Raw genomic sequence first — 12,545 nt, 5'->3', positions numbered from 1 at the left:
TTACCAGCTCCGATTTTAAACTTTTTTAATGTGCTTCGTTTTGAATTTGTTTATTTAATGCATCCTTAAATTCTGAGGGATTTACTGGAACTGTTACTTCTTTACCTGTCCAACTAGATAAATAAATAGCGTTTACTAGATTCACGCCGTTTATACCATCTTTTCCAGGTGCAATTAGAGGCGTACCATCAATGATATTAGCAGCGAAATTTTCTAATACATTCATATGCTGTTCACCCCATACACTTTCAAATTCAAGTGTTTCTTGCTCATAAATATTTTCTAAACCATTGCCTTTAAAAATTTCAGCTGCTTCTTTCCAAGTCATATTTCGATTCATTTGTGTCTCGGATTCTTTCAAACGTGTCAAAGTTATTGTTTTACTATCTTCAACTAATATTTTCCCTTTATCACCTGTGATTTCTAAACGGTCGGTGCCAATGATGTCATGGGTACATGTAATGAACACACCTGTCGCACCATTTCCATAATCTAGTATGGTTGTAACATCATCATCAACTGCTAAATCACGCTGATAACCATATTTAATATTTGCAAATACAGATTTTGGCATACCACATAGCCACTGTAATAAATCAATTTGGTGTGGTGCTTGGTTTACTAAAACGCCTCCACCTTCTTCTGACCAAGTTGCTCTCCATGAACTTTGATTATAGTAAGCTTGAGGACGCCACCAAGTAGTAATAATCCAATTCGTGCGACGAACATTTCCTATTTCACCGGCGTCAATGAGTGATTTTACTTTTTGGTAAAGTGGATTTGTGCGTTGATTAAAGAATATAGCAAATGTTAAGTGTGGTTAGATGCTGCTAATTCACTTATTTCTCTCACTTTTTCAGCATAAATATCAGCCGGCTTTTCAAGTAAAGCGTGAATATCTCGTTTTAATGCTTCTTTACCTATATCAGTATGCAGATAATGAGGAACGGTTGTAACAATTGCATCAACATCTCCACTTTCTAGCATAGCGATATAATCATTATAAAATGGTACATTAGGATACTGTTTTTCTACTTCACTTTTCTTTTCAGCATTGATGTCACAAATCGCACCAATTTCAATTTGTGGTATTTTACCAGCTTTAATAAATTCAGCATACGTACTACCTTGAGCGCCCAAACCAATAATGCCTAAACGGATTTTTTTCATTGTGTATTCTCCTTTTTATTTATATTAGATAATATTTTTAAAAGTGCTTCATATTGCATTTTGTATCCTTCTGCGCCATCTTTTGCAGCAGAATTTTGAATTGTTTCAGTTGAATGTTCTAATTCTAAGTCTTTAATAGCATCAAAAACCACAAGGTGAGGTTCAAGTGTTAAGAAACCTTGATAACCTGATTCAAAAAATTGTACTAAGATACTTTCAATCTGACCATCACCTGTACCACAAAGCACATTAAAATTATCTTTATATACTGCATCTTTAATGTGGATATACGCTATGTCATCTGAAAGTAAGTCATAACAGTCTTGTGTATTTTCCCCACATTGGACAAAATTCGCAAAGTCAAATATCGCCTTGAAATTTGGAGAGTTTACTTCATCAAGAATAAGTTTACATCGACGAGCAATATCACCGAAAATATCTTTTTCATTTTCATGTAACAGTATAATATTGTATTGCTCAGCGATTTTTGCAAATTCTTTTAATTTTGAAATCACAATATCTTTATAAGCATCAAAATTGTCCTCTTTAGGAATGTAAAAACTAAATATTCTAATATACTGACAATTGAGCAATTGACTTATTTCACATAATGCTTTGAGCATTGTTAATTGTTTTTTAAATGCATTTTCATCGTTTATATAAATTTTACCGATTGGTGAACCTATAGAAGAGACACCAATGTCCCATTGCTTTAAGCGAGGAACTACATCTTTCTTAATCATTTCTACTGAGTAATCACCAATATTTTTATCATTAATACCACGTAAGGAAATATATCTCATGCCTAGCTCATTTACCGTTTTTAACTGTGTCTGAAAATCTGAAGCGATTTCATCAGAAAATCCAGAGATCTCAATATTTTTAAACATCGTATCAACATCCTCATCATTTTTGGTAGCGCTTACTTATTCGATGATAAATAAGCACATATTTCTTATTTAAAAGCATATGTTAAAACCAAGATTTATAACCTAAATCATATAAATGGTTACGGCTAATTGTTAAACAATCATATGGATCTTCGCCGTATAGTTCGTCTTGTTCAACAAAGAAATATTCACTGCCGCTTTCACGTCCAATTTCAATAATATCTTTAAGCGGTAAAGTACCTTTTCCTAATTCAGCAAATTGAGTAATCATATGCAACATATAATATATTTTTTCATGACCTTCCCCAGGATATTGCGACATATCTATTTCGCCTACACGATAATCTTTAAGATGTATAGCACGAATACGATTCGCATATTTTGGTATGACATCTATGGGATTCAGTCCTGCTCTCCAAATCCAATGTACATCTAACTCGAAACCTAAATAATGAGTATTGTCTCTCATTAAATCAAGCATAAACTGTCCATTGTATTGAACAAATTCTAAATTATGCGCATGATAGTATAAATCAATTCCTTCATCTTTAAGTCTTTTGGCATAAGTTTCACAGATTTCAGCAAATTGTAAGGTGCTTTCTTTAGACCCCATATAGTTAATTGGTAACATCCCTATTCTCAATATAGAACAGTTTATAGCTTTACAGTCTGCTACAATTTTATCGAAATCATTTTGTAAAGTATCTCCAGGATATTTTTGTTTAGCAGATATATCCTCTACACCACAGGACATTGCTGCAATATTCATACCGAAATCATTAATAGCTTGTTGCATTTCTTCAATGTTTTGTGAATTCATGTCGATTTGAGAAATCTCGACCGCATTATAACCTAAATCACTGACTTTCTTCAGCACGTTATACAATCCTTCTTCTTGTACTTTTTGTTTGAGCATCATCATTTGAACGCCAATTTGTGTAGATGTCATATTCATTCTTCCTTTCAAAAATATTTATATTTTAGTGTTATAATATAATTATAATTTGAGGGAAAATTAACAACATTGTAAATCATGGAAAAAAGTATGTTTTTTGAGCAGGAGGGATACGTTCATGAAAAATAGAGAAGAATTTGTCCATCAATTTGATACTATTTCACTACCTTTTGAAGGTAAATACGCCGCATGGCATAGAATAAGTGATGGACATTTTGGAAATGAATTACACTATCATGATCATTATGAAATATTTTTTTCATTATCTGGAAATTTGCGTTATACCATAGAAGGACAATCTTTTAATTTAGAGGTTGGTTCAATGCTTATTATCCCACCGTATGAATTTCACCGTTTGGATGAACAAATGGATGGTCATGCAGAGCGTATTGGATTGAGATTTGATGCTAAAATATTAAATGAACTTTCCGTAGAAAATTGTGATCTGAGCATGTGTTTTGATAAATATTCACCAAAGTTTAAATATCTACTGCAATTATCGGAATCTCAAAAAAGAGAATTATATTATTTGTTACAAGGTTTAATTAATGAGCAAGATAATCAAGCTTTTGGTAAAGCATTAGCAGCTAAGTCTTTACTTACTCAGTTTTTAATCATACTTAATAGGACAGCAATAGAAAATGAAGATATTGTTGATTATAGTGATGACCCATCTAGTCATTTAGTTAGACAGGTATTAGATTATATGGAATTGCATTACAGTGAAGACATTTCATTAGAGCAACTTGAAAATAAGTTCTTTGTAAGTCGACACAAAATAACACAACAATTCACAAAACTGGTTGGTTATCCACCTTATCGTTATTTACTAAATTTACGTTTACGAAATGCTCAAAGATTATTAAAAAAAGGAGAAAATCCACAACAAGTAGCAACCAATTGTGGTTTTACTGATTATTCGAATTTTTACAGAAGATTTAAAACATCATATGGTTGTAGTCCACGCGAATTTTTACAGCAATATGATAATCATTAACGTAAAATCAATTCATAACTAATGCATTAAAATATTCAGAGCAACATAAACTAATAAACCAGCCATGACAAAATTAAATAAGCGCTCATGTGCTGCTATAAATGATTTAAATAAAGTGCCTAAAATACCCCAACTCAAAGTGCCAAAAAATCCAATAATAGCCAATAAAATAATAAATGGTAATTGTTCTAGCCAATGCGTATAAAATGGTGTAACAAAAGTGGAAATCACTGTTAAAGCATAAATGATTCCTTTAGGATTAATGAATTGCAGCATTACACCAGATTTTAAACCACTTAGTTCGTGATTAAAAGTTTGTTTCGTCCCATAAATAGAACTCATGGAAATTTTAAAAGCTAAATAAAGTAAATATATAAATGCAAATATTTTCATCCATAATTCAATTTTAGGAAAAACAGCATGCATTGTTGTGTTAAATATATTAGATAGTAATAATAAAAATAGAAAACCTAATCCTACACCAATTGAAAATCGCAAACTACTTTTGAAATTAAAATTTTGAGAAAAAAATAATGCCATAATATTATTTGGTCCAGGTGTAAAGCTTGCTACAATGGCATATATAAGCATAGATATTGTTAACATTATAACTCCCCCTATTCACAAAAACACTATAACGTCTGAATTTACGTTATAGTGTTCGGTCTTTAAAGTATATGCTTTGTACGTTATATTGTAAATAGAGGTGTTAAAATTGATGAGAGAAATAAATGATATTATTGCTGAAAATTTAAAGTTATATAGAAAACAAAATGGATATTCGTTAGAACAATTTTCAGAAGCCACTGGTGTAAGTAAAACAATGTTGGGACAAATAGAACGTAAGATATCTATTCCATCTATCACTACATTATGGAAGATAGCAAATGGTTTAAAAATATCTTTTACAGAATTAACACAAGAAAATGGTAATGTTATACAGAAAATAAGTTTAAATGAAATACAACCTTTAATCTCAGATGATAATAAATACAAAGTATTTCCTCTATTTAAGTTTGATATTGAAAAGAAATTTGAAAGCTATATGGTTATTATTGAAGGTGAAGGTGAAATGAATGGATCACCCCATGGATCAAATACAATGGAATATATCACAGTCTATGAAGGTACCTTAACACTTATATTAGACGGGGAAACCTTTGTTATTCATAAAAATGAAGCTATTAAATTTAATGGAAATATGTTCCATCAATACTTAAATCAGCACAACGTAGCTGTACGATTACATATGACTATTCATTATTAATAAGTAATAACATAAATTGATTGAAATGACTGTTTTTACAGTTTTTTCATGTTTGATGATATGGGTATGCTTAATTTGATATATTAAATGAGGCAATATTAAGGACTGATTCAGAGAAAGAAATCATTTTATATTGCTCTCTTTTATCTATTGATTTATTCAACATCATAAATACCATCACTGTTTAATTAACATATATTATAATATTGGCAACGATTTATGACGACTCCTGCGGGAATAGCACTAGCCGAAGACTATAGGCTAAGGCAGTGTCCGCGGAAGCGTGCATAAAAGAAACTGCCAACAAAGTTGGAGACTTTGCCGACAGTCTGAAAGCACCTAAATTATTTGGGTGCTTTTGTTTTATATTCAAATATTACAATGACTTTCAACAGTAAAATAATACTAGAGCGCGCATTTGATTGTTATCAAAAAATGAAATAAACACATAAAAATACAACGACGCTGAACGCCGTTGTATTAGGGTTAGTAAACTATTTTGTGTTGTGGATTAAGATTCTAATAGTAAATCTTCAGGATTTTCAATTAATTCTTTAATAGTTTTTAAGAAACCTACTGCTTCTTTACCATCGATGATTCTGTGATCATAACTTAATGCAATATACATCATCGGACGGTTTTCAATTGTATCTGCATCGATAGCAATTGGACGTGTAATAATAGAATGCATACCTAGAATCGCAGCTTGGCTACCATTAATAATTGGTGTAGACATCATTGAACCAAAGATGCCGCCATTTGTAATAGTAAACGAACCATTCACCATGTCATCTAAACCTAATTTTTTATCACGTGCTTTGATAGCTAAATTAGCAATTTCATCTTCAATTTCGGCAAAGTTTTTCTTATCACAATCTCTTACAAATGGTACTAGTAAACCATCATCTGTAGATACTGCAACACCGATATCATAGAATTGTTTAGTAATCATGTCTTCACCATCAATTTCAGCGTTTACTTCAGGGTATTTTTTCAAAGCTGCTACTGATGCTTTTGTAAAGAATGACATAAATCCAAGTTTTGTGCCATCATGATCTTTAATGAACTGTTCTTTTTTACGTTTACGTAAGTTCATCACATTTGTCATGTCTACTTCATTAAATGTCGTTAGCATTGCTGTATTATTAGATACTTCTAATAATTTTTTAGAAGCTGTTTTCTTACGGCGAGACATCTTTTCTCTGATAACTGGTTTTGTTGGGTTTTGTTGAGCTGCTCGTTTTTTAGGTTCTTCTTTTGTTGATGATTGTGCAGCTTGTTCATTTTTATTATTTTGTGTTTGATCGACATGTTCTTTTCTAACAACGTCATTTGATTGTGTTGCTACTTCTGATAAGTCAATGCCTTTTTCACGAGCATATTTACGTGCAGATGGTGTCGCATTAACACGTTGTCCTTTATCTTGTGAATCGTCAGTAGTGCTATCATTATCCTTTTGAGATTCTGATTCTGTTTGTGGTTGCTCTGATTCTTCCTTACTAGCAGATGCTTGTGATTCAGAATTGTCTTGTTTTGGTGCTTCTGAATTATTATTGCCACTTCCTTCGCCTACAACAGCGATAGATTGGCCAACTTCTACAGTATCACCTTCATTTGCAAGTAATTCTTGCAATACGCCAGCTTCTTCAGAAACAACTTCGACGTTTACTTTGTCTGTTTCTAATTCAAGGATAGCTTCACCTTTATCTACACTATCACCGACTTGTTTTAACCATTCTGCAATGGTACCTTCTGTAATGGATTCTGCTAATTCTGGAACTTTTACCTCTGGCATGCTTAACTTCCCCCTAGTTAAATTTTGTGCTTTGTTCGATTATCATATTTTGAACAAGTTTGTGTATTTCTCCATCACCTTCAGCAGGAGCTGAACGTTGAATACGGCCATGATAACTTAAATCGTATTTATCAGTTGTTAATTCTTTTAGATATGGATAAACAAATGACCAAGCGCCTTGGTTCTTAGGTTCTTCTTGTACCCAAGCTACATTTTCTAAATTAGGTAATTCATTTAGTAACGTTTCAATTTCTTCAGCTGGGAATGGATACAATCTTTCCACGGCAACTAATAAAATTGAATTGTTTGGATTTTTTGCTAAATATTCTTTTAAATCAATAAACATTTTACCTGAAGCTAGAATAACTTTTTTAACAGCATCCTTATCATGTTCTTCTGGTAAAATTGGTTCGAATTTTCCAGATGTAAATTTATCAATTGGATCAGCAACCGTTTTATTACGTAAGAGACTCTTAGGAGACATTACCACTAGTGGTCTCATTGATTGTGTACCTAAGCTAGCAGCTTGAGCTCTCAGTAAATGGAAGTAGTTGCTTGAGCTTGATAAGTTTACTACTGTAGCGTTATTTTCTCCAGCTAATTGTAAAAATCTTTCTAGACGTGCCGATGAATGTTCAGGGCCTTGACCTTCAAATGAATGAGGTAAGAATAGTGTTAAACCTGAACGTTCGCCCCACTTGGCTCTAGCACTAAATAAGAAGTTGTCGAATATCATTTGAGCCATATTAGAAAAATCTCCATATTGTGCTTCCCAGATTGTCATACAATCTTTATTTTGCACATTATAACCATATTCAAAACCAACAACCGCTGCTTCTGATAGTGGCGAATTACGCACTTCAAAAGTTGCTTTTTGTCCTGGGACATTGTGTAGTGGGATATATTCTTCACCTGAATCAGGGTCGTGAAGTACGGCGTGACGGTGACTGAATGTACCACGTTCACTATCTTGTCCAGTTAAGCGAATAGGTGTACCTTTTTGAGTGATTGTTGCGAAGGCTAATTGTTCTGCTTGAGCCCAATCAACTAATCCTTCTTCGCTCTCAAAAGGTTCTCTTCTTTTCTCTAAGACTTTATTTAATTTTTTAAGAACATTAAAGTTAGATGGATATGATAGCATTGCATCATTAATTTCTTTAAGTTGTTCATAACTTACATCCACATCGACACTTTGGAGTGGTTCTGCAAGACTATCTGGTTTTTGCATATCAGGATTATCCATCTTGTCGTTTTTATCTATTTCATCATGAGCGGCACGAAGTTCTTTTTGAACATCATCAAAGATTTGATTCATTTGATCTTCAGAAATAATATTATCTTGAACTAATTGATGACCATAAAGTACATCAACAGGGTCATGTTTTCGAATATTGTGGTATGGTAACGGATTGGTAATGGATGGTTCATCCATCTCATTGTGGCCATATCGACGATATCCAACCAAATCAATGACAACATCTTTATGGAATTCTTTCCTAAATGCCATAGCGATTTCGATTGCCTCAATTGTTGCTTCAACATTATCCGCATTAACGTGCATGATAGGTACATCATAACCCTTTGCAACATCAGATGAATACGTTGTGGAACGTCCATCTTCTGGCTCTGTTGTAAAGCCAATTCTATTATTAGTGATGATATGAAGTGTACCGCCTGTTGAATAGCCATCCAAATTTTCCAAATTCATTGCTTCGAAGTTAATACCTTGACCTGGGTATGCAGCATCACCATGAATTAATATTGGCATAGATTTATGGAAATCAGTGTGAACAGCTCCAGATTTATCAGTATCATCTTGATTTGCACGTGTTTTACCTAAAACAACTGGTGCAACTATTTCAAGGTGACTTGGGTTATTCGCAAGAGAAATACGTTGCTCACTACCATATGAATTTGTAGTTTTGACACCACCGAGATGGTATTTCACATCTCCTGACCAACCAGAAGTTAATTCTAAACTGCCATCTTTCGGTAGGAACTTCATTGGATCAGTATGCATGAATTCTGAAATCATCATTTGATATGGTTTTTCTAACACATGTGTGAGTACATTTAATCTACCACGGTGGGCCATACCAATTTGTATGTTTTGAATGCCTTCATCACTAGCAAGTCTTAATGTCTGTTGTAACATTGGAACTAGTGTGTCTACACCTTCTATGGAGAAACGTTTTGCGCCCACAAAATTTTTGTGTAAATATTTTTCGAAGCCTTCTACATGTGCTAAGTTTTTAAATAATTCAATCTTTTGATTATCGTTTAATGTCGCTTTGTATGGTGTTTCTATTCTACGTTTTAACCATACACGTTCCCTATTGTTATTGATATGTGTATATTCAAATGCAATAGGACCTTTATAACGTTTTTCCATACGAACAATAGCTTCATAAGCATTATCGTAAATATCTTTAAAGTGTTCAGATACGATACCTGCTGAAATTGATTCTAATGTTTCTCTATCCAAATTAAAATCTTCAATATTTAATTTTGGAAGATTTTCTCTTACAGGTTTGTTAACTGGATAAATATCTGCCAATAAATGCCCATATTGACGTATGTTATCTATGAGACGCATAACACGTTTAATCGTGCTATCAGCTTTAGTCGCATTTTGTTGACCTTCAGCTGTATTTGTTGCGATGTTTGCTTCACCGTTTTTGATTGTACTAAATAGGACTTGTAAATCTTCAGGGACTGAAGCCGGATCATTCAAATACAAATCATATAAATCTAAAATGTATCCAAGATTTGCCCCGAAATTTACAGGTGCCTGGGTAACCTGACTTTCGTTGCTCATATTACACCCTCCACAAAATAGTTAAAACGCTTACAAATCAATAATAGCATTAAATATAACCAAATTAAAGTGTCAATAACTAGTTATATGAAAAAAGCAGAACCTGATTTTATTTGGCTCTGCTAATTATATTTTCATTTTATAGCGTAACATATTTTCTGTCGAAATAGTAACCGGTTAAAAATCAAAATGTGATTTTAAATGTCGTGTATTTTCCTACTTCACTTTCTACATGAATCGTACCATGATTTAATTCAATGATTTTTTTAGCTATCGATAAACCTAAACCGTTTCCTCCTAATTTTCTGGAACGAGATTTATCTACTCTATAGAATCTATCGAAAATAAAATCTATATCTTCTTTTGGAATACCAACACCATGGTCAGTGATTTCTATTGATATTTGTTTGTTTCGCAGGTTTGTCTGAATTTGAATATATTTATTAACTTGATCATATTTCATAGCGTTATCAATAAAGATAACTAATACTTGTTCGAATTGATAACGATCCATTTTTATATTAAGTGGTTTATGATACGGTTCAAATTCAAAAATATAATCTTGATGTAGCTGTTTTAAAGATTTAATTCTAGAAGTTATCTCTTGATTAATTTCTACGCTTTCTGTTTCATTTTCTTTACTGTTGTTATTATCTTTTGTTAATAATAATAATTCTTCAACTAATTTTGTAATTCTAGTCATCTCTTCTAAAGATATATCGAGAGATTCTTCAAGAATTGCTGCATCTTTTTTGCCCCAACGCTGTATCAAATTCAAGTGTCCCTGAATAATTTGTAATGGTGTACGTAGCTCATGAGAAGCATCTTCAACAAATTGTCGCTGTTGATTAAACGACTCTTCCAATTGAAACATCATTTCATTAAAGGTAACGATTAAATTATCTGTTTCTTCATAATTTGTAACTAGATCAACTTTTTCTTGGAAACCATCACGACGAATTTGCTGCATTTTATTAGACATTAAGATTAATGGTTTTGTAATTTGTGCAGAGAAGAAGTAACTTACCATTGCAGTGATAAAAGTAGCAATAACCCCAAATATGAGTGCAATAAAATATAGTGAATTAACAAGTGCATTATAATTTTCTAAAGAATGAATGATTACACTATATCCTTTGAAGTGCTGCGTATTAATTCGATTTGTAATAATTAAATAATCGTTGTTATGATAATTTTTTATCAAAGCAGTATTGATTTCTTTAGGTTTAAAATTGGGTGAAAAAACGATATCGTTATCATTTGAAGTTTCTATTTGTTTTTCACCTTTTTTATCAAAAAGAATCACTTTTTGAAAATTACCTAACGATGCATTTAAATCTAATGGCGTAATATCATTCAATTGTTTAGTTTCGAATAGTTGAATGATATCTGATGAACTTCTTTCTGCTTCGCTAAGTTCATTGTGACGTAATGCATTACTTAGAAAGAATATAATAATTAAACTGAAGATAAAAATTGTTGAAAATGTAATGGTTGTTGTGATAATCATCCACTTAGTTTTTAATTTACGCTGTTTCATTTTCTAACCACGTATCCCACACCACGTACAGTTTCGATAATTTTATCTTTGCCATATGGTTTAAGCTTATTTCTTAAATAACGTATATATACATCAACAACATTTGTTTCAACTTCTGAATCATAGCCCCACACATCTGCGATAATTTGCTCTCGCTGTAATACATGATTACGATTTTCAGCTAATAAGGTCAATAAATCATATTCTGTTTTCGTCAAATCTAAAGTATTACCATCTACAGTGACTTTAAAGCCATCTCTATCTATAATAATGCCTTGCATGTCTATGATGTTTTTTTGTGGCTGTCTACGTAACATTGCTCTAATTCTTGCTAATAATTCTTCAATATCAAATGGTTTTACTATATAATCATCTGCACCATAATCTAATCCTGCTACTTTATCATAAGTGTCACTTTTAGCTGTGATAATAATTATAGGAGTGGTTTTATTTTGTCTTACTTGTCTACAAATTTCTAAACCATTAATATTTGGTAACATCAAGTCTAACAAAATTAAATCGTAATCATTGGTTAAAGCTTTCTCTAACCCAGGTTTGCCATCATATTCAATATCTACTACATAATTTTCGTGTTCTAATTCTAGTTCGATGAAACGAGCAAGATTTTGTTCATCTTCAACAATTAAAATTTTTGTCATTAGCTTACACCTCAAAATATATAATATATGAAATAACAGTTTATAGAAAGTAACAGGGTATTAAAAATACAATAAGATAGTGAAGATAATTAAGTGTAACAATCTTGAAATAAAAGATCAGAAAAATTTTTGAAATCTAATTGACAATTATTCTCAGTATTGTATAATGTAATTGAAAATGATTATCAATACTACATAGACATTCCCCCCACACATATTTGTTTTAGTAGGAATGATCATTTTCGTAAATATCCCCTTTTATATGCCCGTAAAAGACTAACGTTGTAAAACAACGTATATATAAAAACCGGTTTTGCAGTGTGAAATCGGTTTTTATAATAATTTTTGACACAATTAAATTAAGTTTGAGATAAAATCATTTCAGATGAATTTAAAAAAGGCAATTTCTATTTTTGTATAGAAATTGCCTTTTTCTCTATTTTATTGTGATTTA

The 12,545-nt window shown here is 31.9% G+C and carries 9 protein-coding genes and 1 pseudogene; 2 read left to right on the top strand and 8 right to left on the bottom strand.

Annotated elements, in window-relative coordinates; translation table 11 throughout:
* Window positions 1–25: 25 nt before the first annotated feature.
* From KA824_RS03910 to KA824_RS03900, 3 genes and pseudogenes are all read right to left on the bottom strand, one after another.
* A pseudogene (locus tag KA824_RS03910) lies at window positions 26–1,170 on the bottom strand (Gfo/Idh/MocA family protein).
* On the bottom strand, window positions 1,167–2,060 hold the full coding sequence (locus tag KA824_RS03905) for a sugar phosphate isomerase/epimerase family protein (RefSeq protein WP_107383918.1): 894 nt from the start codon (window positions 2,058–2,060) through the stop codon (window positions 1,167–1,169). Before KA824_RS03905 ends, KA824_RS03910 begins: the two are co-directional and overlap by 4 nt.
* 82 nt (window positions 2,061–2,142) lie before the next feature.
* Complete coding sequence (locus KA824_RS03900) at window positions 2,143–3,009, bottom strand: sugar phosphate isomerase/epimerase family protein (protein WP_107383917.1); 867 nt, start codon at window positions 3,007–3,009, stop codon at window positions 2,143–2,145.
* 124 nt (window positions 3,010–3,133) lie between these two features.
* Here KA824_RS03900 and KA824_RS03895 point away from each other — a divergent pair, with 124 nt between their 5' ends.
* On the top strand, window positions 3,134–4,012 hold the full coding sequence (locus tag KA824_RS03895; protein WP_107505125.1) for an AraC family transcriptional regulator: 879 nt from the start codon (window positions 3,134–3,136) through the stop codon (window positions 4,010–4,012).
* An 18-nt stretch (window positions 4,013–4,030) separates the two neighbouring features.
* Here the strand turns inward: KA824_RS03895 and KA824_RS03890 are convergent, their stop codons facing one another.
* Entirely contained in the window at window positions 4,031–4,618 is a 588-nt protein-coding gene (locus KA824_RS03890; RefSeq protein WP_181187574.1) for a LysE family translocator, read from the bottom strand.
* Between the two features lie 112 nt (window positions 4,619–4,730).
* Between KA824_RS03890 and KA824_RS03885 the strand changes: the two genes are divergently transcribed.
* Complete coding sequence (locus KA824_RS03885) at window positions 4,731–5,279, top strand: helix-turn-helix domain-containing protein (protein ID WP_107383914.1); 549 nt, start codon at window positions 4,731–4,733, stop codon at window positions 5,277–5,279.
* Window positions 5,280–5,790: 511 nt separating this feature from the next.
* On the opposite strand, the gene sucB is transcribed toward KA824_RS03885, so the two are convergent.
* The 4 genes from sucB to KA824_RS03865 all read right to left on the bottom strand — a co-directional run bounded on the left by sucB (window position 5,791) and on the right by KA824_RS03865 (window position 12,091).
* Window positions 5,791–7,074 (bottom strand): dihydrolipoyllysine-residue succinyltransferase, encoded by a 1,284-nt coding sequence (sucB, locus tag KA824_RS03880; RefSeq protein WP_181187575.1) that lies wholly within the window; start codon window positions 7,072–7,074, stop codon window positions 5,791–5,793.
* A 13-nt stretch (window positions 7,075–7,087) separates the two neighbouring features.
* Window positions 7,088–9,892: a 2-oxoglutarate dehydrogenase E1 component gene (locus tag KA824_RS03875; protein ID WP_107523543.1), complete on the bottom strand. Its 2,805-nt coding sequence runs from the start codon at window positions 9,890–9,892 to the stop codon at window positions 7,088–7,090.
* A 184-nt stretch (window positions 9,893–10,076) separates the two neighbouring features.
* Window positions 10,077–11,432 carry a HAMP domain-containing sensor histidine kinase gene (locus KA824_RS03870; RefSeq protein ID WP_181187576.1) on the bottom strand — a complete coding sequence of 452 codons (1,356 nt, stop codon included), beginning with the start codon at window positions 11,430–11,432 and terminating at the stop codon, window positions 10,077–10,079.
* Window positions 11,429–12,091, bottom strand: a complete 663-nt coding sequence (locus tag KA824_RS03865) for a response regulator transcription factor (protein ID WP_107385350.1) — start codon at window positions 12,089–12,091, stop codon at window positions 11,429–11,431. The genes KA824_RS03870 and KA824_RS03865 overlap by 4 nt, the downstream gene beginning before the upstream one ends.
* Window positions 12,092–12,545: the final 454 nt, after the last annotated feature.

The sequence above is a fragment of the Staphylococcus sp. GDY8P198P genome (assembly GCF_017891615.1).
Classification (GTDB): Bacteria; Bacillota; Bacilli; order Staphylococcales; family Staphylococcaceae; genus Staphylococcus; species Staphylococcus cohnii.
This window is presented reverse-complemented; position numbering and strand designations above follow the sequence as displayed.

Coding starts and splice junctions, on each gene's coding strand:
- KA824_RS03905 (WP_107383918.1), bottom strand. CDS start 2,060: ATGTTTAAAAATATTGAGATCTCTGGATTTTCTGATGAAATCGCTTCA.
- KA824_RS03900 (WP_107383917.1), bottom strand. CDS start 3,009: ATGACATCTACACAAATTGGCGTTCAAATGATGATGCTCAAACAAAAA.
- KA824_RS03895 (WP_107505125.1), top strand. CDS start 3,134: ATGAAAAATAGAGAAGAATTTGTCCATCAATTTGATACTATTTCACTA.
- KA824_RS03890 (WP_181187574.1), bottom strand. CDS start 4,618: ATGTTAACAATATCTATGCTTATATATGCCATTGTAGCAAGCTTTACA.
- KA824_RS03885 (WP_107383914.1), top strand. CDS start 4,731: ATGAGAGAAATAAATGATATTATTGCTGAAAATTTAAAGTTATATAGA.
- sucB (WP_181187575.1), bottom strand. CDS start 7,074: ATGCCAGAGGTAAAAGTTCCAGAATTAGCAGAATCCATTACAGAAGGT.
- KA824_RS03875 (WP_107523543.1), bottom strand. CDS start 9,892: ATGAGCAACGAAAGTCAGGTTACCCAGGCACCTGTAAATTTCGGGGCA.
- KA824_RS03870 (WP_181187576.1), bottom strand. CDS start 11,432: ATGAAACAGCGTAAATTAAAAACTAAGTGGATGATTATCACAACAACC.
- KA824_RS03865 (WP_107385350.1), bottom strand. CDS start 12,091: ATGACAAAAATTTTAATTGTTGAAGATGAACAAAATCTTGCTCGTTTC.